The following is a 23,911-nucleotide window of genomic DNA, read 5'->3' as shown; positions in this document are numbered from 1 at the left end:
GAAGTCTGGCGCTCGAGAAGCCGCTGAATGCGTTCGTCTGGTCAAGGACGTGCTTCGCTCGATGCCAGGCAAGGGCTTCGGCGTCCCTCTGGGCAGCCGCCTGTCAGTCCAGGTCCGGGGCCGCAAGAGCGCAGCCCATCGGCCGGAGAGCATCGAGTAGTTCCCGTAACGGTCGGGACATCGCGGGTCGGTCGGTCACTCAACATCCATACCAGGTGTTGCTGACAACCGAGTTGGTACGGCCCGAGCCTTGGCCGACCCGCAAGCGCGAGGCACGAGCGGGTCCCAATCGGGCGGGCACGCCGCCCCGGCCGGGGACGGCACGCACAGCCTTGCTGAGTGGCTGCGTTCGATCCTCTGGCGCCGTGTCCGTTTGCTGCGAACCCAAGGCGCTACGTGACCGCAGCGGCAGGAGATCGTTCCCAGGGCATGATGAAGATCGCGAAGCGGCTGTCGGCCGTTCTTGCCGTGACCGGGGTCGCTCTGGCCTCGGCGTCAACGGCCCATGCCGAAGACACCGTGAAGGCAGGCCCCACGGCCCGTTCGGCAGTGCACACGCTGCACATGCAGCGGGGTGTGCGCGCAGCCGTGCCAGACCAGGCGCGGCAGACGCTGGCCCTGATCGACGCTGGCCAGTGGCCGCCGAACGACGGGTCAGGCACCAGGGGCGGGGAGATCTGGCCCAATCGGGACGGCGTGCTCCCCGTTGCCGACAGCGAGGGCAACCCGATCCAGTATCGGCAGTGGGACGTCAACCGGAGGACACCCGGTCAGGACCGGGATGGACAGCGAATCGTCACGGGCGATGACGGTAGCGCCTGGTACACCGCTGACCTGTTCCGCACTTTCGAGAGGATGCGGTGATCGCGACCGCCGTCACTGGCGGGGATTGAACGCACCTTCTGACCGGCCGGGGCGAGGGTCAGTCCAGGGCGAAGTCCGGCGGCTCGCTCGGGCCCTCTTCCATCGGCCGGAAGCGGGCCCGAACCTTGCCGGGGTCACCTCGCAGCGCCCAGGTCTCGAACTCGGTCGCGGGCCGGCCGGTGACCTTGCGGACTCGGCTCTGCGCGGTGCTGCGCGTGACGTTCATCGACAACGCGATGTCGGCGTGGCTCATGCCCAGGCCGCGGGCTATCCGCACTGCCGCCTCGCCCAGTCCCTCCAGGCGGGGCAGCAGATCGACGAAGGCGTTGGTGATGACCATGGACCAGTCGTCCACCGCGGGCACTGGAAACCTGGACCGCCGCGACACCCTGCCGGTCCGGAGCATGATCAGCGTCTCCAGCACGGTGTCGAAGAAGTCGCCCAGCTCCACGGCGTCCTCCCCGACCGACCAGCCGTAGGGCGGCGTCAGGGCACGGGCCTCGGCAGGCGACAACGAGAAGCGGAGCTCGACCCCGCCGTCGCCACGCCTGCTGTAGGTGTAACGAAACATGGATGGCTGCCCTCCCGCTCTTCGCGGGCTACGCCGCAGGTCAACGCCACGCCGCGAAGGTTCGTACAGCTCTGCTGTATGGATCTTCATACGATGCATCGGGCAGTCTGTGGATAACCTCACCGCTCGCGCAGGCCCCGCCCGAGAGCGCCTCAGGCCGGTGTCGCTGTGGGGACACAAGGCGCGCTCGCCCACGGCTGCCGCTCTCGCCCAGGGCTGCCGCTCGCCCTGGTGGCGGGTCAACCGGGGGTCGGCTCCTTTTCAGTGCCGATGTCCTTGTGGAGGGCGTAAGCCGTCGCCCCGCCCTTCGTCCACGAGCCGGGCCGCGGCCGCGCAGACGGCCCAGCGGGCGGACAAGGAGCGGCAGCAGCATCTTGCCGACGCCGAGCGAACCGTTCGTCAGCTGGAGGCCCAGCAACGCGCCGCCGAGGCCGACCTGGCTCGCACCCGGGCGAAAGCAGACCGCGCCGCCGACCGGCTGCGCGCCGACCAGGAGCGGCTCCACACGTCGGAGCAAACCGTCGACAAGGCCCGCACCGCGGTCACAGCGGCAGAAGAGAACGCAGCCCAGACGCGCAACGCGGCGGAGGCCGCCGAGCAGATCGCCGCGCGGGCCCGGCAGCAGCTGGCTGCCCAGCAGGCCGCCCTCGCCGATCTCCGAGCTGCAGGAGCCGGAAACTAGTCTGCGGGCAGGTCGTCGACGTGCGTGCCGGTGACGAGGTAGATGACTCGCTTGGCGACCGTGACGGCGTGGTCGGCGAAGCGTTCGTAGAAGCGGCTGGCCAGGGTGACGTCGACGGCGTCTTCCACGCTGTGCTGCCAGCGGTCGTCCATCAGGCGCCGGAACAGGGCCCGGTGCAGGTCGTCCATCGCGTCGTCGTCGCCCTCCAGTTCGAGCGCGACTTCGAGGTCGCGGGTGGCGATGACGTCGGCGGCCTTGGCCATCAGGCGCTGGGCGACGTGTCCCATCTCCAGCACGGTGGCGTGCAGCTCGTGAGGGACGGCGTGGTCGGGGAAGCGGCGGCGGGCCAGCTTGGCCACGTTCAGGGCCAGGTCGCCGGAGCGCTCCAGTTCGGCGCTGATGCGCAGCGCGGTCACCACGGCGCGCAGTTCGGTGGCCACGGGCTGCTGGCGCGCGAGGACGGCAATCGCGCGTTCCTCAAGGTCGCGCTGCAGCCGGTCGAGCTTGTCGTCGGCGGCGATGACGGTCTCGGCGAGGTGCAGGTCGGCGTCGAGCAGGGCGGTGGTGGCGCGGCCGATCGCGGAGGCGGCGAGGTGGGCCATCTGCTCCAGGCCGTCGGTGATCGCGGCGAGCTCCTCGCGGTACGCGGCGCGCATTCGGCTCCCCTTTCTCCTGGGCAGTGCCGCCCTCGTGTGCTGGTCGTGTGCAGACAGGGATACACCACCGGAGTGAACCCGGATGGCTCCGGCCCTGGGGCGGGCGAGCGGGCCAGGCACCCGCGGGTAGCGTTCACCACGGCCCGGCGCTACAGGCGATGCCGCCGGGCCACCCGCTTGGGCCGGGCACGGAAGCGAAGGCGGACTTGCTGGTGACGGACGCGGGGATCGACTACCGGGCGGTGTTCCAGGCGTTGCCCGGCATGGTGGCGCTGCTGGACCCGCGCCTGGTGTTCGTGGACGCGAACGCCGACTTCGTGCGCGTCTCCGGGCTGCCCCGCGAGCAGCTGGTCGGCCGGTACCTGTTCGACGTCTTCCCCGACAGGCCCGACAACCCGGCTGGCGGCGCCCGGAACCTGGAGGCGTCGCTGCGCCGGGTGCTCACGACCGGGGAGCGCGACACGATGGCCCTGCAGCGCTACGACGTGCAGTCGCCCGAGCGCCCCGGGGTGTGGCAGGAGCGGTACTGGAGCCCGGTCAACGCCCCCGTCCTCGACGGCACCGGCCACGTGGTGCTGGTCGTGCACCGCGTCGAGGAAGTCACCGAGCTGATCCGCACCCGCGGTCTGCCCGAGCAGGGCCGCGACCGGGCCCTGGAGGCCGAGCTGTACACCCGCGCCCGCGAACTGCAGCAGGTCAACGAGCGGCTCCGGCAGGCCCACGCCCGCGAGCGCGAGGTCGCCCTGGTCCTGCAAAAGGCGATGCTCCCCCACCATCGGCCCCTGCGCCGGCACCGGGCGGCGGTGCGGTACCGGCCGGCGACCGGCGCGCTGAACGTGTGCGGCGACTGGTACGACATTACCGAGCTGGCCGGAGGTGACCGCGTCGGCGTCTCCGTCGGCGACGTGGTGGGCCATGGTCTGGAGGCCGCCGGCGTCATGGGGCAGCTGCGCAGTGCGCTCGCCGCCGCCTCCCGCGTCGCCGACGGCCCCGCCCAGGCCCTGGACGTGCTCGGCCGCTACGCGGGCTTCGTCGACGGCGCCGAGAACGCCACCGCGGTGACCTGCTTCATCGACTACGAGCAGCACACCGTCACCTACTCCAGCGCTGGCCACCCCCCGCCCGCCCTACTACACGCCGACGGGACCGTGACGTGGCTCGACCGAGCCCTGGACCCGCCCCTGGATGCCTCCCCGGACCCGGGCCCCCGCCCCGAGGCGACCACAGCGTTCGCGCCGGGGGAGGTCCTCGTCCTCTACACCGACGGGCTGATCGAGCGCCGCCACCAGGACATCACCACCGGCCTGGACCGCTTGGCCGCCTCCCTCGCCCGCCACCAGGGGGCGGAGACGGATCCCGAGGCCCTGGCCGACGCGGTCCTGCGCGACATGCTGCCCCGCGTCGGCGTCACCGACGACACCGCCCTGGTCGTCCTCCAACTCTGACAACCGCCGAGCGCGCGTGGCGCCAACCGCATCGTCAGGCCGCGGCGGACGAAGGGAACAGCTCCCGCAGACGGTGACGCTGACGCTCACTCAGCTCGCCTACGGTCCGGCGGTCGTTGATTCCGAGCTGGTGCATCAGTTGCCCCGCGTGGATCTTGTCCACCCAGGGGAGCGCCTCCAGCAGATCTCGCACCAGCATGCCCGCGACCAGAGCCCCCTCGTGGTCCAAGGCCTCAGCCAGGGCCCGCCCTTGGGCGAGCTCCGCCAGCAACCGTGCCCGCTCCCCCTCGTCGACCGCCGTGCGCGACTGATGGGAATGACGGTGCAGGAAGTGTCGGTCCACTCATGCCTCCTTCCGATGCCTGGACTGTTCATCCTTCCCGCCCTACCGGCCCGGCTACGCCACGCGGTCCACCGGTTCGGGCAGAAGGCGCACCGGACCACCCTTCCACTGCTTGATGATGTACGCGCAAACTCCGTGTAACGTACTGACCCGTCCCCGTAACCGCGGCAGCTCCGAGGGGAAGAGGAGCAGCCGCGCCTTGCCCTGGGGCAAGCGGCTAGGGGGCCGCCGCGGTCTGTGGGGGACCACGACGGCCCCTAGCCATCCCGCGTCACCCCCCACCCCCGGCACCCGCGTCGAGACCGGGCCGGAATTCTCAGTGCCGCGCCAGCGCATCCCGAGCCGGGCATGCGATTGCTGTGTTCACGCGCTGTGCCTGATGCGTGTCCTGAGGGGCCGCCCGCTCTTTGTACAGGTGAGGTCGGTGATCTTGCACCGGCCGGACCGGTACGTGGAGTGGAGTGAGGGTGTCTCGCAGGACAACGATGGCGTCCGTGGCCGTGATGACGGCGGGAGCGGTGCTCACCGGGAGCGGTACGCCGGCGCATGCCGCGCAATCGGCCTCGATCAAGGTGGCGTGCGGGGACGCGAAAAAGCTGGTCAGCGCGTTCAAGACGGCGAACAAGCAGAGCACCGCCACGATCGTGCTGAATCCCAACAAGAATGCCAACTGCACCTATGCGCTGAGCAACTTGTGGAACGGGCTCAACGCGGGGGTTGCCTTGGTCTCCCGTGGCAAGAACACGGTCGTACAAGGCAACGGAGCCGTTCTGACCCTGGCACCGAAGGCAGACGCTCGCGTGCTCATCAAGGTCAACGCTGGGGTTACCACGCTGCGCAACCTTGTCCTGGCACCCGGCTCAGCCAATGAAGCCCTGTGGGTGAAATCCGGAAAGACCGTGCTCGCCGGCAACACGGAGGCGCGCGGCGGCGACTACCTCCCCATCGAGAGCGGGGCCACGCTGGAGATGGGGGACACCTCCAGCGTGCACGGACACCACACCCACGGCATCTACAACCAGGGCGGCACCTTGGTCATGTCCGGCCGGAGCCGGGTGTACGACAACCACGCAGGGCCGGGCACTGACGGCGGCGGTGTCTGGAACCTGGGCACCATGACTATGAAGGATCACGCCTCCATCTCCGGCAACAGCGTCCAGGGCCAGACCGGCCTGGACCAAGGCGGCAACTACGGAAACGGGGGCGGCGTCAACAACAAAGGCACGCTCACCGTCCAAGACCAGGCCACCATCACCGACAACACCGCGACCCCACGGACCACGGGGGGTATGGGCGGTGGCATCTATAACAGCAGCACCACCACCGTCCCGACCGGCAGCGTCACCGGCAACAAGCCCACCCAGTGCGACGGCCCCAAGCCCGTCACCGGCTGCACCACCTGACCTGCCGGACCAAGCAACCGCTCATGGGCCTCTCTCCGGAGGGGCCCCTCACGTACCAGGCCCAACCGCTGCCCTCACCCCACCAGCCGGAACGTGGCAGAGGAGCAGCAGTGCTGCCAGGTGTGCTGATCGCGGAGAGCCTGCGGCCCGGCGCGGACCTGTGCCGCTCGAAATCACCCGGATCTGGCGTGTCACCATGGCCGACCCGGCGCCCGGGCAGCCGGCCGTGTGGACGCTGATGGACTTCACCGCCGAGGACAGGCCCGCCGAGCAGCTCGCCCAGGGGCGGCTGCTCGGGCAGGAGCTCAGTGTCGCCGTCGACGCAGCGACCCTGCTCGAAGAGGACCTGAAGCCCGCCGGCTGGGCGAGAGCCGACCAGCGCGCCAGCGCGTAGCAGCCCCGCGAGCGGCCGTCGGCTTGCCGCGGTTCACGTCTCCGGGGGTGGGGCGCGGTACGAGCAAGGACGCCCGCGCGACAGCCGCAACCTGGTCCAGGCTCGCACACCTGGCGCGTGGTCTAGACCGACTCGCAGTGTGGTTGCGGGCCCGCAACCACACTGCGGATCCGTCCGCGCTTTCTCCGCTGTACTTGTCCCACCGATGCCTCATGGCAAAGCACCCAAAGTGGGTGCCCCAGGTGCGCTGGCCGGTGGTCTCCTGGGCTCGTGTCCAGCCCGGCGATCTTTCACAAAGTGTGAAATTCACGCGCCTGGAACGCGGTTGGATCGAAGGCGACGGAGGGGGCCACATGGCGGGCGGGGACAGGCGCAGGCGGCCGGAGCCCGGCGCTGCGGCGAGCTGGGCGTTATCGGCCGTGGAGGCCTGGCGTGGGCAGCCGTGGATCGCGCTGGTGCTGGCGGTTCTCCCCATGCTGGTCCACGCCGTGGTGGTGGGCGTCGCGGTGGCGTCGCGCAGCGTGGCGCGCCGCAAGGCGGCCCTGGAGGTGCTCCGGCTGCTGCGCGGCGACCGCGGCCCATGAGCGCCCGGGCACTGCCCGCGGCACCGGGCCGTGGCCCCTCCACGACCGGCTCCGGGCGCCGGGTCGAGGGCCGCGCCTCACTCCGCGCGGTCGATGCCGACCTGGTCGCCTTCGGTGGCCGACGGTCCGGTGTCGGCGTCGCGGCCACAGTCGATGCAGCCGCCCGAGCCGAGCGGCCCCATGCCAGGGGCGAGGAGGTAGGTCACGCCGGTCTCAGTGCAGGATGCTGACGGCTCGGGCGATTACCAGGAGTGAGGTGAGGAGGGCGGCCACGGCCTGGACGCTCATCATGAGTTTGGCGCGGGTCGACAGCGGCATGGTGTCGGTCGGGCTGAACGCGGTGGAGTTGGTGACCGAGACGTAGAGGTAGTCGGCGAGAGTGGGGATCCAGTCGGCGCTGATGCTGGAGCCGTCGGCGACCTCCTGGACGGCGCCGTCGTTCTCGTCCTGGGAGAAGCGGAAGTCGGCCATGGGCAGCTCCTCGCGTGGGGCCTGGGTGCGGGCGACGGGGCCGCCGCGGTCCAGTTCCCAGTAGGCCAGCCCGAACACGATGATGTTGGTCAGCCAGACCTGGAGGGCGGCCACCAGCAGCGCGCCGCCGTCCTTGACGCCGGCGGAGACCAGATCGTGGATCAGCAGTCCCAGGGCGAACAGGTTGCTGCCCGCGATAACGGCGACCAGGACCAGGGAGAGGGTCCGCGAGGCGCGGTTCTGCCGCGTCATGCGTCTGGGGTTGATCACCAGGAGCGGGACGAGCAGGAACACCTCCAAGGTGGGCAGCACGAAGCGCGGGCCAAGGAGCAGGTTCTGCGGCAGCAGCAGGTACAGGGCGACGGCCACGAGTGTGGCGAGGACCGCAGGAAGGCGGGCCTCGCCGCGCCGCTGGTGGCGCGGGTGCCGGATGCGCGCCTGCGCACGACTGCTGGCCATATCGTTGTTCTCTCCCTGCCTCTTCGAGGCGGTCGCAGGCGGCGCCGGGTCGCAAAGGGTGGTCCGCACGGCACACCCGTGCGGACCACCCTGGCGTGGTGCTGTTGTCGGGCTACAGCAGGCCGCCGTAGTACGTGCCGACCTGATTGCGGTAGTCGGCGTCGCCGTTGTGCTTATCAGGCTGATACTCGGGGGAGTCCTTGATCTCGTCCTTGGTGCGGCCGACCTGGACGGTCTGGTTGGCGGTGTCGACCGACAGGATCGTGCCGGCAGGGAGGAGAACGTGCTTGCCGAAGATCCACGGACCGGTGTCCACCACGATGTACTGCGCGCCGACTTCGGCGGAGTGCTCGTCGACCTTGCCGATGTGGCCATCGGTCGCCTCAACCCGGAAGCCGGTGAGCTCGATCCCGGCCTGGTAGCCGGAGGTGGCCTGGTAGCCCCACATGCCGTTATCCACGAGAACCCCTTCGCATGAGACGGAACCCCGATTCGGCCCGAAGCGAGCGAACCGGCCTTGTCTGTCGGCTCCTGACCCGAATCCCGGCCATCATGCGCCGACGCCGAAATCTGCCGTCCTTCGACAGCTCTATGAGCGTCAGGACGCGATCTGCCTGTGCGGCAAGCCTGTGAGGTTGGGGGACCGGCGCCCGGAGGGGAGTGCGATGCAGCGCGTCATCTGCAACGATCTGCGCGGCCGTCACGACCGGGAAGAGCATCTGACCGAACACTAGGAGCCCCTCCCTTCCTCACCGCGCTGTGGTGACAGGACTGCATAGCACCGCAGGTCGTGGGTTAGACGCTTGTTGTGTTGAGATTTCTGTGGGTTGGCGGGTTGGGATGTGGGGCGGTCGCCGCGACGGTGGCCGCGTTTTTGGTAGCACCGTGGTTGTGGTTCGCGGCCGTTCCTTTGCTGATTCTGCTGACTATGGCGGTGGCGGACGTGCTGCAGGTTCGGCATTCGATCCTGCGCAACTACCCGATCCTGGGCCATCTGCGCTTCGCGCTGGAGGGCATCCGGCCCGAGGTGCAGCAGTACTTCGTCGAACGCAACGTCGACGGGCGTCCGTTCGATCGTGACACTCGAAGCATCGTCTATGAGCGGGCCAAAGGGACGGATGCGGAGGAACCGTTCGGCACAGAGCTGGACCTGTACGAGGTCGGGCGGGAGTTCCTCGTGCCGTCGATGGCCCCGGTCGCCCTGCCCACCGAGATACCCCGGGTGCCCGTCGGCGGGCCGGACTGCACCCAGCCGTACGACATGGCGCTGCTCAATGTGTCCGCTATGAGCTTCGGCTCGCTGTCGGCCAACGCCGTGCTGGCCCTGAACACCGGCGCGGCGCTGGGCGGCTTCGCCCACGACACCGGTGAGGGCGGCCTGTCGGAGTACCACCTGCGTCCCGGCGGGGACCTGGTGTGGGAGGTCGGCACCGGCTACTTCGGCTGCCGGACCGCGGACGGGGACTTCGACCCGGACCGGTTCGCGGAGAAGGCGGCGCGACCCCAGGTCAAGTGCGTCTCGCTGAAGCTCAGCCAGGGAGCCAAGCCGGGCATCGGCGGTGTGCTGCCCGGCCCGAAGGTCAACGCGGAGATCGCGAAGGTTCGCGGCGTCCCTGAGGGCCGCACCGTCATCTCCCCGCCGTACCACCGAGTCTTCTCCACCCCGCGTGAGCTGGTCCGCTTCATAGGCCGGATGCGGGAGCTGGCCCGTGGCAAGCCGACCGGGTTCAAACTGTGCGTCGGCTCGCGCCGCCAGTTCCTCGCGGTGTGCAAGGCGATGCTGGAGGAGGGCATCACACCGGACTTCATCATCGTCGACGGCGCCGAGGGCGGCACCGGCGCGGCCCCGCTGGAGTTCGCCGATCACATGGGGATGCCGCTCACAGAGGGGCTGATGACGGTGCACAACGCCCTGGTCGGGGTCGGAGTGCGCGATCGCATCAGGATCGGCGCCAGCGGCAAGGTGGCCACCGGCAGCGATCTGGTGAAGCGGCTGGCTCAGGGAGCCGACTTCACCAATGCGGCCCGAGCGATGATGTTCGCCGTCGGCTGCATCCAGGCCCAGCGCTGCCATACCAACACCTGCCCGGTCGGCGTGGCCACCCAGGACCCGCGCCGAGCCCACGCCCTGCACGTGGGGGACAAGTCGCAGCGAGTACGGCGCTACCAGGAGGCGACCGTCAAGAGCGCTCTTCAGATCATGGCCGCGATGGGCGTCCGCGAGCCCGCGCAGCTGAGCCCGCACATGCTGCACCGCCGGATTGATCCGCACACCATCCGCTCGTATGCGGACATCTATCCCTGGCTGACGCCTGGTCAGCTGCTCCATGACGACGTGCCCGAACCGTGGGCGCGCGACTGGCATCACGCCCACCCCGACCAGTTCACCGTCTGAGATCTCCACTAGGGAGCCCCCGTGGCACGTACCGTCGCCCGAGTCATCACCGACGCCCTGTACGAGCTGGGTGTGCGGCACATCTTCGGCGTCGTCGGCGACGCGCTGAACCCGCTGACCGACGCCATCCGCACCACCGAGGGCCTGGACTGGGTCGGCTGCCGCCACGAGGAGGCCGCGGCCTTCGCCGCCAGCGCCCAGTCGCAGCTGTCCGGAACCCTGGGAGTGTGCATGGGCACTGTCGGTCCCGGGTCCGTGCACCTGCTCAACGGACTGTACGACGCCGCCAAGAGCCGCACCCCGGTCCTGGCCATCGCGGGCCAGGTCCCCTCGGCCGAAATGGGCAGCGACTACTTCCAGGAGGTCGACAACGACCTGCTCTTCCGCGACGTCGCCGTCTACCGCGCCACCGTCACCTCGCCGGATCAGATGCCGCGGATGCTGGAGACGGCGGTCCGCGCCGCGATCGGCGAGCGCGGCGTGGCGGTCCTGACCATCCCCGGCGATCTCGGGGATCGCGAGCTCACCGACCACCGTCCCACCCGCATCGTGCACCCCCGCCCCGTCACCCGCCCCGACGACGCGGACATCCACCGAGCCGCCGAGCTCATCAATGCTGCAGGCCGGGCCACGCTCTTGGTCGGCCGCGGCGCGCGGGATGCGCGCGAAGAGGTGCTCGCGCTGGCCGAGCGCCTGTCCGCACCGATGGTCCTCACCCTCAAGGCGAAGGAGGGCTTCGAGGACGCCAATCCCTACCAGGTCGGTCAGACCGGCCTGATCGGCAACCCTGCCGCCGTCCATGCCCTGGACACCTGTGACACGCTGATCATGCTCGGTACCGACTTCCCGTACCGCGACTGGTACCCCAGCGGCTGCAAGGTCGTCCAGATCGACCTCGACCAGCGCAACCTCGGCCGCCGGACCCCGGCAGACGCGGGACTCACCGGCGACACCGCAGCCACGCTGCGCGCACTCCTGCCCCACCTCAAGCAGGCAGGGGACCGGTCACACCTGGACGGCGCCCGCGAGCGCTTCCAGGAGTGGAGCGCCGACCAGCAGCGCCTGACCGACCCCCGCCACGACCGGCGCCTGTTCGGCCGCCTGCGCAGCGCCCTGGACAACCGCGACCACGACGTCCGCCCCGAGGCCCTCGCCGCCGCGGTCGACGCCTGCGCCGCCGACGACGCGACCTTCACCTCCGACACCGGCATGGCGACCGTGTGGCTCTCCCGCTTCGTGACCATGCGCGGGCGCCGCCGGCTGCTTGGGTCCTACAACCTCGGCTCCATGGCCAACGCCATGCCCCAGGCCATCGGCGCCCAGCTCTGGGACCCCGAACGGCAGGTCGTGGCCTTCTGCGGCGACGGTGGTCTGAGCATGCTGCTCGGCGACCTGATGACCATCAAGACCTACCGGCTGCCGGTGAAGCTCGTGGTCTTCGACAACCGGCGGCTGGGCATGGTCAAGCTCGAACAGGAACAAGCCGGACTGCCCGAGTTCGGCACCGAGCTTGACAACCCCGACTTCGCCGCTGTCGCCCGCGCGCTGGGCCTGACCGGCATCCGGATCACCGACCCCAGCGAGCTCCAGGACAGCGTCCGACGCGCCTTCGCCACCCCAGGACCCGTACTCCTCGACGTCCTGACCAACCCCCAGGAACTGGCTGTCCCGGGAAAACCGACCGTCCAGCAGGGCTGGGGCTTCGCGATCGCCAAGATCAAAGAGACCCTCCAAAGCGACGGCTGAGGGACCTCCCCTCCCTAGATGATCTACTCCAAGGGACTGCTCCGAGACCGATGGCTGTCGTGGATGGACGGGGTGGACGGGGTGGACGCGTCAGGTGATGAGGCTGCGTAGGTCGGCCTGGGCCCGTTCGACGAGCCTCCAGGAGGTGTGGTCGGAGACCCCGAGGTGGCGGCCGCTCCGACGGTGGCGATGGCGTCGCGCACCCGGGCCCGCGTCGTGCTGGTCGGCCGCACCCGCGACGCACACCTGCGAGCCGAGGACGTCCAGGTCGACGACCTCGGACGGGCCCGCTTCCATCTGGTGACCCCGGACGAAGGCCGGGCCGAGGTGGCGCTGCGGCTGGCCGGGGAGCACCACGTCGCCAACGCGCTGACCGCCGCCGCGGTGGGACGCGAGGCGGGCCTGAGCATCGACCGCATCGCCGCGCAGCTCTCCACGGCGAAGCCCGCATCGCGGTGGCGCATGGAGGTCACCGAGCGACCCGACGGCGTCACCGTGATCAACGACGCCTACAACGCCAACCCCGACTCGATGCGCGCCGGCCTGGAGGCGCTGAAGGCCATGGCCCGAGGCCGCCGGGCCGTCGCGGTCCTGGGCGAGATGCGCGAGCTGGGAGCCGAGAGCAACCGCGAGCACACCCGGCTGGGCGAGCTCGTCGCCCAGCTCGGCATCGCCCACCTCATCGCCGTCGGTGGGGCCGAGGCCCAGCTGATCGAGCAGGCGGCCCGGCGCGGCAACGTCGACACCGTCACCTGCGCGGACCCCCAGGCCGCCTCCACCGCACTGCAGCAACTCGTGCTGGCCGGCGACGTGGTCCTGGTCAAAGCCTCACGCGCCGCCGGACTGCAGACCCTCGCAGAACACCTCGCACAGCCCGACGACGCGGCCGCTGATCGCGACGGACACCCCGCCAGACCGCAGCGTCCACCGCGCGGAGAAGGCGAACAGCGTTGCAGGGCGGGCTGACAGATGGGGCGGCCCAAGCCCGACGCCCCGGCAATGCTCTGACGACGCGCTGTTGCCGCACGGGACAGCTGACCGAGGCCGCTGTTGACATCACCGTGCTGCGGGTCCGTACCTCTAGCGTGCGGTGGTGAGGAGGGAGTCGTCGTGGGGGCGGGCGCCGGGAAGCCGGTGGCGGGCGGCCGCGAGGGCGCTGTCGATGTCGCGGGTGCCGGTGGCCACACACAGGGTGTAGGTGACGTCCTCCATGCGGCGCCGCGCCGGCGCGTCACCGTTTTCCGCGCCGAGGGCCGTCAGGGCCGCGTATTCCTCGACCAGCGTGTTCAGGACCGTCGGATGTGCCATCAGCATGAGAACCAACCCCGCTCGACATTGTTGTTAACGGGCGCCCGGCAGGGCCGCCCGACCGGCCGTGTGCCCCTGTAACCCGAATCCATGCACATGTTCTGTGGCCGTGAATCGCCCGCCGGGAATGCCGATCCGAGGGCTTGGAGGGTGTGAAGGTCGTGGCCTCGGGGCACGCGCGGTCTTGATGGCGAGCGCGCTGGCTGCTTTCGACGTGCGGGACCAAGGAAGGGTTTGCACATGGAGACGACCGGTATCTGGGCCTACCGTCCAGACAGCGGCTACCAGCCGGGGACGGACCTGGCGGGGTTCTCGGTGGAGGCCGTGGACGGCCGGGTTGGGAAGGTCGACCAGCACGGCGACGAGGCTGGGGCGGGCCGGATCGTTGTCGACACGGGTGGGTGGGTCTTCGGCGGGAAGGTGCTGCTGCCGGCTGGGGTGATCTCCACTGTCGATGCCGCAGGCCGCGTGGTGTCCGTGGGGAGGACCAAGGACGAGATCAAGAACGCGCCCGAGTTCGACCCCGGTCGGCGTAGGGACGATCCCGACTACCACCAGCAGGTGGGCGACTACTACGCCCGCTTGACGCCCTGAGCTCTCGTGTTGACGCACAAGCAGAAGAAGGATGGGAGCTGATGGGGCGTAAGCCGGAGCTTCCCGGGCTGGTGGAGTGGGCCTGGGCGTGGCAGGAGGAGGCCGCCTGCGCGGAGATGGACACCAGGTTGTTCTTCCATCCCGCAGGTGAGCGGGGCGCGGTGTCCGAGGAGCGGGAGCGGGCGGCGAAGCGGGTGTGCGCCGCTTGCCCGGTTCTGGCGCAGTGCCGTGAGTATGCGCTGGAGTGCGCTGAGGAGTACGGGGTCTGGGGCGGCCTCAGTGAGAACGACCGTGCCGGCGTGCTTCGGGGGCGCCGCCGGACCGCCCGCGCCCGAGGTGCCCGTCCCTCGCCAGTGGCGTCAACCGCTCTGTAGGCCGGGGCGTCAGGGTGTCCGGGATCTGGGCAGGAGGCTGTGGGGGTTTGCTGGGTGGGGCGACAGCACATGATGCGGTGTCAACGGTCGCGCATGCTCGTCACATGGGCGGCCGGTTGTGCGGTCCTGTGCGGTTTCCTGCTCGCGTTGGTCGAAACCGGCTGGCGTCCCTTGCTTCATCTGGACGTGGCGGTTGACCGGAACCTGCACGTGGTCGCGGTGCATCACCGGGTGTGGACGGGGGTGATGCTGGTGGTGAGCGCGGTGCTGGCCCCGGTCGTGCTGAGGGGCTTCCCGGGCTTGGTGGTGCTGAGGTTGTGGTGGGCCGGTGAGCGGGTGGCCGCTGTGCGGGCCGCTGCCTGCGGGCTTGTTCAGGTCGTGCTGGAGCCGACCGTCGGCCGCCCGCGGCCCGCGCTGCCCCAGCCGGTTGTCACGGCGACCGGCTGGTCCTTTCCCTCCGGCCACACCATGACCGCGGCGAGGTTGCTTCCGCTGTTCGCGCCCATGGCCTGGCCTCGCGTGCACCGCCCTTGTCCCACGCCGCCCTGATCGTGTCCACCCGGCATGTCGACGGAACCAGTCGGCGCCTGGGCGTGCCGTTGCTGCGACCGAAAGCGTTCGCGGGACGCTTTGATTTGATGAGTGTTCCCTCCCCTGCCCGGGCAACTGTCGTCGAAGGAGGGCTGGATGGTTTTGCGCACCGTAGAGGTGCTGCTGGCTTTGGTGTTTGCCGTCGTGGCGGGAAGATGCCGTGCGTCGTCGCGGCTGTGCGCGCTGGTGGCGCTCGGCGTGACGTGCGCGGTGATGGCGCTGCTGCCGGACCTGTTCGGGAGCCCGGGAGCGGCCAGGACCGCCGCCGCACTGCTGGGGGTAGGGGTGGCCGCTGTTGTGGGCGGCCTTGCTTTGCTGCTGGTCGCGGACGGGTTGCTGCTGCTGGTGGGACAGGGATTCGGTCGACCTCAGGCAGCGACGGCGGGCGTGGGGCTGATGCTGGCAGCCGCGCTGGTGGTCGGGGTCGTCTGCGCGCGTGGGGGCCGGAGCTGGATGGCGGCCTTCCTCGCGCTGGGGATGTCCACCGTGTACGTCACGGCTGCTTTCTTGTCCTTTCTGGGGCTGACGCTGCTCAGGGCCCGTCCCTGGTCGCGGCGTCGCGCGAGCTACATCATCGTGCTGGGGGCCGGGCTGGACGACGGAGAGATCACGCCAGTGCTCGCGGCTCGGCTGCAACGGGCCTTGGCGGTGTATCGGAGGCTCGTCGCTGCGGGAGGGGATCCGGTCGTGGTCGCATCAGGCGGTCAGGGGCCGGACGAGGACCGGTCGGAAGCCGAGGCCATGTCCCGCTACATGGTCGCCCACGGCGTGCCACAGGAGCGGATCCGTTGCGAGGACCGGTCGCGCAACACCGACGAGAACCTCACCTACAGCGCCGAGGTGATCGAGAGCGACGGGAGCGCCGGGCGGTGCGTGGTGGTCACCAGCGACTTCCATGTCCTGCGGACCGCCCTGGTGTTGAACAGGGTGGGGCTGCGCGGCAGCGTCGTGGGGGCACCGACCACTCCCTCCTACTGGCTCACCGGAGCCACGCGGGAATTCGCCGCCATCATCTGGTACGACCGGCGGGCCTTCCTGGCACTGACCGCACTGCTGCTGCTCCCGGGTCTCGCGCTGTTGCCGCCCATGAAGTGATCGCGGTGGGCAGGAGGATCCCTTGGGGCTCTGCGCCTTCACGGGTGGCGGGGTGGTCGGGGCGGTAGACCGTCAGGCCGGCAGTGGCTTTGCGCAGTCGGATCCGATCGGGGGCGGCAACGGTCTCGCCGTCGACGGCCATGCTCTCGACGTCGCTCAGGTCGGTGATGTCGAGAGCTGGGAGGCGGGCCGCGCGGTAGACGCGGGAGGTGCCGAGTGTTCCGGTGAGGAACGCGAGCAGCAGCCGGGTGCGGGCGAAAGGGTGGCTGCCGTCGATCGCTGGGATGTCGAACTGTCCGCCGTCCAAAGAGCTGCAATGGCTGGGGGCGAAGCCGGGCGGGTCGTAGGTGCCGTTGCCGGCGAAGAGCATCCACAGCGTCCTTGGGACCCCGGAGACGGTCACGTGCACCGGCCGGGCCGTGGCCATGACGTGGACCAGCGCGACGGCGAGAGCCGGCCATTTGCCCCAGCGCTTCTCCAAACGCTCGCGGACACGGACGAGTTCGGGGTAGATCCCGATGCTGAAGGTGTTGAGGAACAGATGGCTCCCACCGCCGGCGCTGACCACCTGCCCCAGGTCGACCGCACTGGCACTACGGGTCCGCACGGCCTGCGCAGTGGAACCGATGGTGTGGGTACCCAGATCGATGGCGAAGTGATTGAGGGTGCCGCCGGGGAACACGACCAGCGCGAGGTTCTCCCTGGCCGCGACGCTCGCGGCCAGATTCACGCTCCCGTCCCCACCGCAGATGCCCAGGGCCCCATCAGCCTCACGGGCCAGTACCGCGGCCCGGTCCAGCAGCGGAGCCAGATCACCACCGTCCTGGCACTCCAGGATGTGGGCGTCGGGGAGCTCCTGTCGTAGATCGTCGACCACGTTCCCGGCCCTGCCGAGTCGTCCGACGGCTCCGGAGCCCGAAGCCCTGTTGACCACGATGTGGAGACCGGCCCCCGTCGGCAGGGCGGGCACGGCTTTCCCGGGCGGGGCGGTGGTGGCGGGACGGTCATTGCGTCGCGGCCACGACCGCAACGTGAGCGCGGCTGTCCCTGCGCCGACCACGGCGCCGGCCAGCGCGGCCGCGGGGCTGTGCGCTGCCGCCCGGACGCGCGACGCCCTCGCGGCCGCGGCGACGGGAACGACCGCGGCGCCCAGAAGCGGGGACTCGATGGCGACGGCCGTCGCGAACGCCGCGACCGAAGTGGCATACCGGTGCGGGGAGAATCCGCAGGCCGACGGTTGCTGCTGCCGTGGCACTCGCCCCGGACCCAGGCCCCTGGCCGTCAGGCCGGCGACAGTGGAGGCGAGCAGAACCGAGCCCGCGCCGCGCAAAGCGGCCCGCCGTCCGGTCCGGCTCCCGCTCGCCCCTATCACGACCGTCCACTCCAGCCCTCGGTCGGCGGCACCTCGTATCAGGCTCGCAAGCCCTACCCCGGTGGCTGCCGGCGACCGGGAAGAGCAGGCCTGCAACAGTCGGATACCGGCGAAGCTGCGCGCGTTCTGCACCCGTGAGGTCCCTCATGAGTCGTTTCTGCGCCACTGGCCCAGCGAGCCCTCGTGCGGTCGCTCCAGCCTGTGACGGCAGGAAGGTTAGCGTTGGGGAGGGTGATCAGAGCTTGCGCCAGCGGGCGCAGGCGAAGGAGAAGCCGCCGAAAAGCACCAGGCCGGCTGCCACGAGGACCAGCAGCCACGGGCCGGCAGGCGTGTCGGCGAAGCTCCGCAGGGTGGCGTCCATGCCCTTGGCCTGCCGGGGGTCGAAGTCGATGGCCGCGATCAACACGAAGATCCCCGCTGCAGTGAACAACGTGCCTCGGGACACGTTGCCGCCCACACCGAGCGCTGTGACGACCTCCCGGGTGCAACGGTTCATCGCCGCGGTGTCCAGCTTCCGAAGGAACCGCCGCTGCAGGGCGCGCACGACGATCCCGACCCCGACGCCGGCCAGCACCACCCCCGCCACTGCCACCAGGGCTCGGCCTCCCGGCAGCTTCAGCGCCGACGCGGTCCAGTCCTGCGACTTGGCGTCGCTGCTCGCCCCACCGCCGTTCCCGGTAGCGTACGCCGCGGTGCCCCAGCACACCGATGCGTAGAAGACAGCGCGGCCCGCGTTCAGCAGCAGTCCCCCGGCCTTCTTCCGTCCGCGGTCACCCGCCGCGAGGGAGGCCCGCCACAGTGCCATGCAGCCGAAACCCACCGCCAGGGCCCACAGCAACAGCGCGCCGAACGGATGGCCCGCGATCTGACGCAGCGCCCCTTGACGGTCCATCTCACCGTATTGCCTTCCCCGGGCGACAGCGACAGCGAGTACACCGATCAGGACGTACACCACCCCCCGGGCCACGAAGCCAGCCCGCCCGGCCGCCTTCAAGGCGTCACGCCGCGAAGACCCGCTCAGCAGCCGATATCTCCGGCCTCGACGGGCCCGTCCACCTCGCCGAGCGTGCGCAAACGCCATGACCGCCTCCTGATCTGACGGATCACCAGTTCCGGCATCCGTGGATACGTGTGCCCCGAACCGGCACGCCCACGCGCCATGACCGCGGCACTCGCGAACGCCGCGACCCGAGCCGGCTAACGGTGCGGGGTCCGGCGCACCGTGAGGAAAGCCCTGCTGTTCGGCGGCCCTGTGCCGGTGAGGATTTCTCGAAGGGAAGGACTACCTTTACCGGTACTGACGGCGGACGTGTCGGGAGAGGTGGGAATGGCGAGGGCGGTGCGAGTCACAGCGGCGCGGATCGCCGAGCTGTGGCGCAGGGGCGTGAGCTGGAGCTGCTGGAGCGGTCGATGGCGTTCGGCGCTGTTCCTTGTGACCTTGATGCCACTCCTGGTGATCATTGCGCCAGCGTCCGTCACCCGGCGTGCCGGTCTTGCGCAGTGGATCACCGACGCGATGAGCCTGACGGGGCAGGGCTCAGCGGCGGTGCGGGAACGGTTCGCGACCAGCGGCCTGACGCTCAGCACAACGACGGCGGGCAGCGTCGCGGCGGTGGCCGTGTTCGGGATCGCCCTGATGGGGGCAGTCCAAGGTGCGTTCGAACGGATGTGGGATCTTCCGCGCGGACCGTGGCACAGCGCCGCCCGCCAAGCCGTGGCGCTCGCCGGACTGCTCGGGTACCTGTTGGCGGCAGCCCGGAGCGGCAGCCGCGCCGGTGCTGCCGCCGCCACCGGTGGCACGCCCGAGGGGGAGCGGCCCGGATCGCGCCCCCGCGGATGGAGCCGGGGGCGCCGGTGAGCCTTGCGGCGATCGGGATGCACATGACCGCGGCACCAGCGGCCTGCTGGCCGCCCGCGCCCCCCGCGTCCCGGCCCAGCAGGGCGTGGCCGCCTCCACGATTGCGAAGAACTGCCGGCATCGGCGGAGCGCTCGCGGCGAACGTGTGGGCTGCGGTCCTGGACGCGAAGGTCCGCCTGGTGACCTCCAGAGTGTGGGGTTCCGCGTCAGGCGGCCGGTACGGGCCGGGCGGCGAGCACCTGCGTGTCAACTACGTTGCGGTCGCGGGCCAGCCACCAGATCAGCGCCCCTGCGACGAGCGCGCACGCGATTATCCATGGTGCAGCGCACCCCGATGTGGAGTCGCGTCGTGCAGATACGGACACCGATCCAGTCGAGCCCCGGCACGGCTTTCATCAGCTCATGCATCATCAGAGAGTCATCTGCCGACTCGCGTTCCAATGCGGTCTGAGCCGGCTGTTCAGCCGCAGTCACCACTGGCCTCGGCGGTATCCGTGGGGCGTGGCTGCCGGGGCCCCGGCAGCCAGCCGGAAGACGCCCTACGCCCGGGTTCCACCGGACGATCCGCCCGCCTGGTCGGAAGCACCGGGGTGAAGGAATCTGGATCACGAGCGCGGCAGCGAGTGCGCCGCGCCGTTCGCCAGGGCCTCCAAGAGAGGCGTATGCCTTGCGCGCAGCGGGGCAGGCGCACTGCTGAGCAGACCACCCGAACCCGAGGAAGGGAGATGCCATGAGCAAGGTCCAGGAGTCGATCGACGTGGGCGTGCCGGTCACCACCGCCTACAACCAGTGGACGCAGTTTGAGGACTTCCCGAACTTCATGGACGGCGTCGAGGAGATCACCCAGATCGACGACCGGCACAACCACTGGAGGACGAAGGTCGCCGGTGCCACCCGCGAGTTCGACACCGAGATCGTCGACCAGGTTCCCGACGACCACGTCACCTGGCGCACCACCAGCGGCGACGTCAAGCAGACCGGCACCGTGTCCTTCCAGCCGATCGACGCCACCCATACCCGCGTCATGCTCGCCATGGACTTTCAGCCTGAAGGCATGACCGAGAAGGCGGCCGACATGATGGGGATGCTCGACCGCCAGGTCAAGGGTGACCTCAAGCGCTTCAAGCACTTCATCGAGGAACGCGGCATGGCGACCGGCGGATACCGCGGCAACCTGTAACCTCACCGCTGATGGCCCTGCCGGTTCCCCCGTCCGGCAGGGCCTATCGCCGATCACGTCGGCCAGCGGCCTCGGTCGGCTGCCCTCGGCCTCAGTGGGCGCTGCAGACCGCCCGGCCCGACAGCCTGCCCGAGTTCGCCCCTCAACTTTTCGCCTCTGTTCGCGGCCTTGTCAGCCGCCCTCCTGGCGGCCCCATCACGCCTCTGCACCCACGGAGGGAGCCGGACGGGTGAATCCGGGCGCTGCCTGCGGGGAACCGGCGGCGCCGTCTTCCAGGCTTGTGACCCTTGTCCCCGCCAGGAGAAGCGGGCGCTGTCGGCGACGGAAGGGCCTTCCCCGTCCGTCAGGAGCATGCGTCCATTCCGTCTGACCCAGTCGGCCCGCGTCCTTGGGCTTCCAACCGACTCGCTCATCAACGAAGGGAAGAAGTTCCCGTGTCCGATGAGGCGATCGCTCCGCTCAAAGAGGACCCCAAGGCGGTGCGGAAACTGTTCCGCGAGTCCCACGTCAAGGGCGCCAACCAGGGGGCCGTGGTCTCGCGGATCCTCGAGGAGCTCACCGTGCACACCTACGTCCCAGGTCGGATGCCCAGGTGTCCTGGGCGACGCTTTCCCGGCCGTGGACGCGCCCGGGGGGTGGAGTGAGGAGGCAGTGGTGTCCACTGACGAGGTGAGCGCACGGCAAGGCCGCGGACGGCGGGCGGCTCTGGTGACGGGGGCTTCGCGCGGGCTGGGGTTGCTGATCGCGCGGGAACTGCTCGGGCGTGGCTGCGATGTGCTGATCTGCGGCCGTGACCGGGAGGACCTGTCCGCGGCCCTGGCCCTGCTGCGCGACGGCGTCACGGAACCGGATCGGGTGGCCGCCCTCGCCTGCGATGTGACCTCGCCGGACGCGGCCATCCGCCTCCTGGACGAGGTCCACGACCGGTTCGGCGGCCTGGACATCCTGGTCAACAACGCCGGCACCATCCAGGTCGGACCGGTCGACACGATGGACGAACAGGCATTCCACGACGCCGTGGAGACCCTGTGCTTCGCCCCACTGCGGCTGACCCTGGCCGCGTTGCCGGACCTGCGGGCCGCGCGCGGACGTCTGGTCAACATCACCTCCATCGGCGGCCGGGTGGCCGTCCCGCACCTGCTGCCCTACTCGGTCGGCAAGTTCGCCGCGACCGGCCTGTCCCAGGGTCTACGTGCCGAACTCGCCGAACAGGGCGTCAGCGTCACCACGGTCCTTCCGGGGCTGATGCGCACCGGCTCCCACCAGGCCGCGCGCTTCCGCGGCGACACCCGGCGCGAGTACGCCTGGTTCGCTGCCGCGGCCTCGCTGCCCGGCCTGTCGATGAGCGCCGAACGTGCTGCGCGGTCGATCATCGACGCCGCCGCGGGGCGGCGCCCCGAGCTGGTGCTCACGTTGGCCGCGAAGGCTTTCGTCCGCCTTCACGGTCTCGCCCCCGCAACGGCAGTGCGCGCCCTGTCCCAGGTGGACCGGCTGCTGCCCGCCGTCCCCGACCCAGGGCACAGCCCGCTGGAGCAGCCGGGTGTGGAGGCCAGGCTCCAGTTCGGCACCGGGTTCATGGACCGTCTCACGGTCCTGGGCGATCGGGCTGCCGCGCGGCTGAACCAGACTCCGCCGTTCCGCCCGGCCGGCGGCGACCGCGGCGCATGACCGATCCGTAACACGCGGACCGCCTCCGGCCTGCTCTGGGGCGCGATCAACGAACGGAGTGTGAGGACGATGAAAGCGGTGACCTGGCACGGGAGACGTGACGTGCGGGTGGAGACGGTTCCCGACCCGGTCCTCAAGGAACCGGACGACGTGATCATCGAGGTCACCTCGACCGGGCTGTGCGGATCCGACCTGCACGTGTACGACGTCCTCGGTCCCTTCCTCGGCGAGAGCGACATCCTGGGGCACGAGCCGATGGGCATCGTCCGGGAGACCGGCGCGAACGTGACCGCCGTCAAAGATGGCGACCGGGTCGTCATCCCGTTCAACATCTCCTGCGGCAGCTGCTTCATGTGCGCGCAGGGCCTGCAGTCCCAGTGCGAGACCACCCAGGTCCGCGAGTACGGCAGCGGTGCGGCCCTGTTCGGCTACACCAAGCTGTACGGCCAGGTCCCCGGCGGGCAGGCCGAGTTCCTGCGCGTGCCCTTCGGAAACACCATGCCGATCAAGGTACCGGCGGGGCCGCCGGACGACCGCTTCGTGTTCCTGTCCGACGTGCTGCCGACCGCCTGGCAGGCTGTCCAGTACGCCGCCATCCCCAAGGGCGGCAGTATCGCCGTGCTGGGGCTCGGCCCGATCGGCGACATGTGCACCCGTGTCGCCGCCCACCTCGGAGCCGGCCAGATCATCGGCATCGACCTGGTCCCCGAACGCCTCCAGCGCACCCAGGCGCACGGCGTCCACACCCTCGACCTGGCCGAACACGGCAAGCACCTGCCCGACGTGATCCGGGACCTGACCGACGGGCGCGGCCCGGACGCCGTCATCGACGCCGTCGGCATGGAGGCCCACGGCGCACCGGTCGCCAAGATCGCCCAGCAGATGACGACGCTGCTCCCGGGCACGTTGGCCGCGAAGATGATGCAGCACGTCGGCCTCGACTGCCTGGACGCCCTCTACCTGGCCATCGACATCGTGCGCCGGGGCGGGACGATCTCGATCTCCGGCGTCTACGGCGGCATGACCGACCCGCTGCCGATGCTCACCTTGTTCGACAAGCAGGTCCAGCTGCGGATGGGCCAGGCCAACGTCTGGCGCTGGGTCCCGGACCTGCTCCCGCTCCTGGTCGACGGCGACCCGCTCGGCGTCGACTCCTTCGCCACCCATCACCTGCCCCTGGCCGACGCGGCATCGGCGTATGCGATGTTCCAGAAGAAGCAGGACGGCGCCGTGAAGATCCTCTTCACGGTCGGACACTGATGCCCCTCGGTGATCGGCACACCTGCCTGCACAGCCGCGCCAGCTCGCGCATCAGCCTGACAGTCCGGTCCGAGTTCCAAACGGGAATCGCTACATCGTTCCTGGCTACCGGGTGGCTCCCGATTTCGCCGGAGAAACACTGGCTCCCGATCAGCACGGAGTCGTGGCTTCCGACGCCCCCGTAGAAATCACGGTTGGGCTTTTGGCCGATGAGCGGCTGGCTGCAACAGTTCGCCGCGATGAACGTCATCCGGTACACGAGCACGCCGACACATGGGAGCGCACGGCCACTGCGTCCCCCGCACGCCTGTGAGCAGATCCCCCGGAGCGGCCCCGCACCACGACGTCCCCCACCAGGTGTCCCGGCCCAGGTGTCCCGGTCGGCCTGGAGCCACCCCACTCCGCTCCCTTGCCGGCGTGCGGGTCCCTGTTGCCTCGGGTGTGGCCGGGGCGGCGTGACATGCTCGTTGCATGAAGCAGGACCGTGAGGACTCGCAAGCACTATCAGCGGCAGGAGGTCCCTTCTCCTCGGAGCGCTACCTGGCGCGCCGGCGTCCAGCAGAACAGGGTGCCAAGGCCGGCCTGGGTGCCCAGGTGG

Annotated in this window: 27 protein-coding genes; 18 read left to right on the top strand and 9 right to left on the bottom strand. The window is 70.2% G+C overall.

What is annotated here, in order from left to right:
- The first annotated feature begins 429 nt into the window (after positions 1–429).
- Positions 430–864, top strand: a complete 435-nt coding sequence (locus TR49_RS37715) for a guanyl-specific ribonuclease (RefSeq protein ID WP_042390574.1) — start codon at positions 430–432, stop codon at positions 862–864.
- A 58-nt stretch (positions 865–922) separates the two neighbouring features.
- Here TR49_RS37715 and TR49_RS37710 read toward each other — a convergent pair whose 3' ends face one another.
- Entirely contained in the window at positions 923–1,435 is a 513-nt protein-coding gene (locus tag TR49_RS37710; protein ID WP_042390571.1) for a hypothetical protein, read from the bottom strand.
- A 160-nt stretch (positions 1,436–1,595) separates the two neighbouring features.
- Between TR49_RS37710 and TR49_RS37705 the strand changes: the two genes are divergently transcribed.
- Positions 1,596–2,117 (top strand): hypothetical protein, encoded by a 522-nt coding sequence (locus TR49_RS37705; protein WP_042390569.1) that lies wholly within the window; start codon positions 1,596–1,598, stop codon positions 2,115–2,117.
- Here TR49_RS37705 and phoU read toward each other — a convergent pair.
- Positions 2,114–2,773: a phosphate signaling complex protein PhoU gene (gene phoU, locus TR49_RS37700; RefSeq protein ID WP_042390567.1), complete on the bottom strand. Its 660-nt coding sequence runs from the start codon at positions 2,771–2,773 to the stop codon at positions 2,114–2,116. The genes TR49_RS37705 and phoU overlap by 4 nt on opposite strands.
- 212 nt (positions 2,774–2,985) lie before the next feature.
- On the opposite strand from phoU, the gene TR49_RS37695 reads away from it, so the two are divergent.
- Positions 2,986–4,218: a PP2C family protein-serine/threonine phosphatase gene (locus tag TR49_RS37695; RefSeq protein ID WP_042390580.1), complete on the top strand. Its 1,233-nt coding sequence runs from the start codon at positions 2,986–2,988 to the stop codon at positions 4,216–4,218.
- Between the two features lie 34 nt (positions 4,219–4,252).
- On the opposite strand, the gene TR49_RS37690 is transcribed toward TR49_RS37695, so the two are convergent.
- Positions 4,253–4,561, bottom strand: a complete 309-nt coding sequence (locus tag TR49_RS37690; protein ID WP_042390565.1) for a hypothetical protein — start codon at positions 4,559–4,561, stop codon at positions 4,253–4,255.
- 494 nt (positions 4,562–5,055) lie between these two features.
- Between TR49_RS37690 and TR49_RS37685 the strand changes: the two genes are divergently transcribed.
- From TR49_RS37685 to TR49_RS43380, 3 genes are all read left to right on the top strand, one after another.
- Complete coding sequence (locus tag TR49_RS37685) at positions 5,056–5,964, top strand: hypothetical protein (protein ID WP_152627680.1); 909 nt, start codon at positions 5,056–5,058, stop codon at positions 5,962–5,964.
- 160 nt (positions 5,965–6,124) lie between these two features.
- Positions 6,125–6,358: a hypothetical protein gene (locus TR49_RS37680; protein WP_042390556.1), complete on the top strand. Its 234-nt coding sequence runs from the start codon at positions 6,125–6,127 to the stop codon at positions 6,356–6,358.
- Positions 6,359–6,711: 353 nt separating this feature from the next.
- On the top strand, positions 6,712–6,942 hold the full coding sequence (locus TR49_RS43380) for a hypothetical protein (RefSeq protein ID WP_152627679.1): 231 nt from the start codon (positions 6,712–6,714) through the stop codon (positions 6,940–6,942).
- Positions 6,943–7,019: 77 nt separating this feature from the next.
- On the opposite strand, the gene TR49_RS46550 is transcribed toward TR49_RS43380, so the two are convergent.
- The 3 genes from TR49_RS46550 to TR49_RS37670 all read right to left on the bottom strand — a co-directional run bounded on the left by TR49_RS46550 (position 7,020) and on the right by TR49_RS37670 (position 8,332).
- Positions 7,020–7,148 carry a hypothetical protein gene (locus TR49_RS46550; protein ID WP_268874160.1) on the bottom strand — a complete coding sequence of 43 codons (129 nt, stop codon included), beginning with the start codon at positions 7,146–7,148 and terminating at the stop codon, positions 7,020–7,022.
- A 7-nt stretch (positions 7,149–7,155) separates the two neighbouring features.
- Positions 7,156–7,872 (bottom strand): DUF1345 domain-containing protein, encoded by a 717-nt coding sequence (locus TR49_RS37675; protein ID WP_042390554.1) that lies wholly within the window; start codon positions 7,870–7,872, stop codon positions 7,156–7,158.
- A 112-nt stretch (positions 7,873–7,984) separates the two neighbouring features.
- Positions 7,985–8,332, bottom strand: coding sequence for a PRC-barrel domain containing protein (locus tag TR49_RS37670; RefSeq protein ID WP_439654166.1), 348 nt, complete (start codon positions 8,330–8,332; stop codon positions 7,985–7,987).
- Between the two features lie 468 nt (positions 8,333–8,800).
- On the opposite strand from TR49_RS37670, the gene TR49_RS37665 reads away from it, so the two are divergent.
- The 3 genes from TR49_RS37665 (at position 8,801) to TR49_RS37655 (ending at position 12,979) form a co-directional block, all read left to right on the top strand.
- Complete coding sequence (locus TR49_RS37665; RefSeq protein ID WP_084725817.1) at positions 8,801–10,267, top strand: FMN-binding glutamate synthase family protein; 1,467 nt, start codon at positions 8,801–8,803, stop codon at positions 10,265–10,267.
- Between the two features lie 21 nt (positions 10,268–10,288).
- Entirely contained in the window at positions 10,289–12,013 is a 1,725-nt protein-coding gene (locus TR49_RS37660) for a thiamine pyrophosphate-dependent enzyme (RefSeq protein ID WP_042390544.1), read from the top strand.
- Between the two features lie 147 nt (positions 12,014–12,160).
- Positions 12,161–12,979, top strand: a complete 819-nt coding sequence (locus TR49_RS37655; protein ID WP_052434960.1) for a glutamate ligase domain-containing protein — start codon at positions 12,161–12,163, stop codon at positions 12,977–12,979.
- Between the two features lie 114 nt (positions 12,980–13,093).
- Here TR49_RS37655 and TR49_RS37650 read toward each other — a convergent pair whose 3' ends face one another.
- Complete coding sequence (locus TR49_RS37650; RefSeq protein WP_042390542.1) at positions 13,094–13,327, bottom strand: DUF5133 domain-containing protein; 234 nt, start codon at positions 13,325–13,327, stop codon at positions 13,094–13,096.
- Between the two features lie 234 nt (positions 13,328–13,561).
- Here TR49_RS37650 and TR49_RS37645 point away from each other — a divergent pair, with 234 nt between their 5' ends.
- The 4 genes from TR49_RS37645 (at position 13,562) to TR49_RS37630 (ending at position 15,975) form a co-directional block, all read left to right on the top strand.
- On the top strand, positions 13,562–13,915 hold the full coding sequence (locus tag TR49_RS37645; protein ID WP_042390540.1) for a hypothetical protein: 354 nt from the start codon (positions 13,562–13,564) through the stop codon (positions 13,913–13,915).
- A gap of 41 nt (positions 13,916–13,956) precedes the next feature.
- Entirely contained in the window at positions 13,957–14,289 is a 333-nt protein-coding gene (locus tag TR49_RS37640; protein ID WP_042390538.1) for a WhiB family transcriptional regulator, read from the top strand.
- Positions 14,290–14,382: 93 nt separating this feature from the next.
- Positions 14,383–14,838 (top strand): phosphatase PAP2 family protein, encoded by a 456-nt coding sequence (locus TR49_RS37635; RefSeq protein ID WP_152627678.1) that lies wholly within the window; start codon positions 14,383–14,385, stop codon positions 14,836–14,838.
- Between the two features lie 138 nt (positions 14,839–14,976).
- Positions 14,977–15,975, top strand: a complete 999-nt coding sequence (locus tag TR49_RS37630; protein WP_042390536.1) for a YdcF family protein — start codon at positions 14,977–14,979, stop codon at positions 15,973–15,975.
- Here the strand turns inward: TR49_RS37630 and TR49_RS42210 are convergent.
- Positions 15,890–16,945: a diacylglycerol/lipid kinase family protein gene (locus TR49_RS42210; RefSeq protein ID WP_160311703.1), complete on the bottom strand. Its 1,056-nt coding sequence runs from the start codon at positions 16,943–16,945 to the stop codon at positions 15,890–15,892. The two genes, TR49_RS37630 and TR49_RS42210, sit on opposite strands and share 86 nt — an antisense overlap.
- 637 nt (positions 16,946–17,582) lie before the next feature.
- A complete protein-coding gene (locus TR49_RS37620; protein WP_084725815.1) occupies positions 17,583–18,428 on the bottom strand; it encodes a DUF1206 domain-containing protein in 846 nt (281 codons plus the stop codon).
- Positions 18,429–18,674: 246 nt separating this feature from the next.
- On the opposite strand from TR49_RS37620, the gene TR49_RS37615 reads away from it, so the two are divergent.
- The 5 genes from TR49_RS37615 (at position 18,675) to TR49_RS37595 (ending at position 23,313) form a co-directional block, all read left to right on the top strand.
- The gene (locus TR49_RS37615; RefSeq protein ID WP_052434958.1) at positions 18,675–19,205 is read left to right on the top strand and encodes a hypothetical protein; all 531 of its coding nucleotides are present in this window, start codon (positions 18,675–18,677) and stop codon (positions 19,203–19,205) included.
- Between the two features lie 730 nt (positions 19,206–19,935).
- The gene (locus tag TR49_RS37610; protein WP_042390531.1) at positions 19,936–20,385 is read left to right on the top strand and encodes an SRPBCC family protein; all 450 of its coding nucleotides are present in this window, start codon (positions 19,936–19,938) and stop codon (positions 20,383–20,385) included.
- Positions 20,386–20,819: 434 nt separating this feature from the next.
- Positions 20,820–21,029, top strand: a complete 210-nt coding sequence (locus tag TR49_RS46170; RefSeq protein ID WP_042390530.1) for a hypothetical protein — start codon at positions 20,820–20,822, stop codon at positions 21,027–21,029.
- Between the two features lie 10 nt (positions 21,030–21,039).
- Positions 21,040–22,053, top strand: coding sequence for an SDR family NAD(P)-dependent oxidoreductase (locus TR49_RS37600; protein ID WP_042390527.1), 1,014 nt, complete (start codon positions 21,040–21,042; stop codon positions 22,051–22,053).
- Positions 22,054–22,122: 69 nt separating this feature from the next.
- Positions 22,123–23,313, top strand: a complete 1,191-nt coding sequence (locus TR49_RS37595) for an alcohol dehydrogenase catalytic domain-containing protein (RefSeq protein ID WP_042390526.1) — start codon at positions 22,123–22,125, stop codon at positions 23,311–23,313.
- Positions 23,314–23,911 lie beyond the last annotated feature (598 nt).

The organism is Streptacidiphilus melanogenes, assembly GCF_000787835.1.
Taxonomy (GTDB): domain Bacteria; phylum Actinomycetota; class Actinomycetes; order Streptomycetales; family Streptomycetaceae; genus Streptacidiphilus; species Streptacidiphilus melanogenes.
Note: the sequence above shows the minus strand (reverse complement) of the source record. Positions and strands in the feature narration are given on the sequence as shown.

Bases quoted from the DNA above. Each gene is read 5' to 3' on its own strand.
- TR49_RS37715 (WP_042390574.1), top strand. From the start codon at position 430: ATGATGAAGATCGCGAAGCGGCTGTCGGCCGTTCTTGCCGTGACCGGG.
- TR49_RS37710 (WP_042390571.1), bottom strand. From the start codon at position 1,435: ATGTTTCGTTACACCTACAGCAGGCGTGGCGACGGCGGGGTCGAGCTC.
- phoU (WP_042390567.1), bottom strand. From the start codon at position 2,773: ATGCGCGCCGCGTACCGCGAGGAGCTCGCCGCGATCACCGACGGCCTG.
- TR49_RS43380 (WP_152627679.1), top strand. From the start codon at position 6,712: ATGGCGGGCGGGGACAGGCGCAGGCGGCCGGAGCCCGGCGCTGCGGCG.
- TR49_RS37675 (WP_042390554.1), bottom strand. From the start codon at position 7,872: ATGGCCAGCAGTCGTGCGCAGGCGCGCATCCGGCACCCGCGCCACCAG.
- TR49_RS37665 (WP_084725817.1), top strand. From the start codon at position 8,801: ATGGCGGTGGCGGACGTGCTGCAGGTTCGGCATTCGATCCTGCGCAAC.
- TR49_RS37650 (WP_042390542.1), bottom strand. From the start codon at position 13,327: ATGCTGATGGCACATCCGACGGTCCTGAACACGCTGGTCGAGGAATAC.
- TR49_RS37645 (WP_042390540.1), top strand. From the start codon at position 13,562: ATGGAGACGACCGGTATCTGGGCCTACCGTCCAGACAGCGGCTACCAG.
- TR49_RS37640 (WP_042390538.1), top strand. From the start codon at position 13,957: ATGGGGCGTAAGCCGGAGCTTCCCGGGCTGGTGGAGTGGGCCTGGGCG.
- TR49_RS37635 (WP_152627678.1), top strand. From the start codon at position 14,383: ATGCTCGTCACATGGGCGGCCGGTTGTGCGGTCCTGTGCGGTTTCCTG.
- TR49_RS37630 (WP_042390536.1), top strand. From the start codon at position 14,977: ATGGTTTTGCGCACCGTAGAGGTGCTGCTGGCTTTGGTGTTTGCCGTC.
- TR49_RS37620 (WP_084725815.1), bottom strand. From the start codon at position 18,428: ATGGCGTTTGCGCACGCTCGGCGAGGTGGACGGGCCCGTCGAGGCCGG.
- TR49_RS37615 (WP_052434958.1), top strand. From the start codon at position 18,675: ATGGCGAGGGCGGTGCGAGTCACAGCGGCGCGGATCGCCGAGCTGTGG.
- TR49_RS37610 (WP_042390531.1), top strand. From the start codon at position 19,936: ATGAGCAAGGTCCAGGAGTCGATCGACGTGGGCGTGCCGGTCACCACC.
- TR49_RS37595 (WP_042390526.1), top strand. From the start codon at position 22,123: ATGAAAGCGGTGACCTGGCACGGGAGACGTGACGTGCGGGTGGAGACG.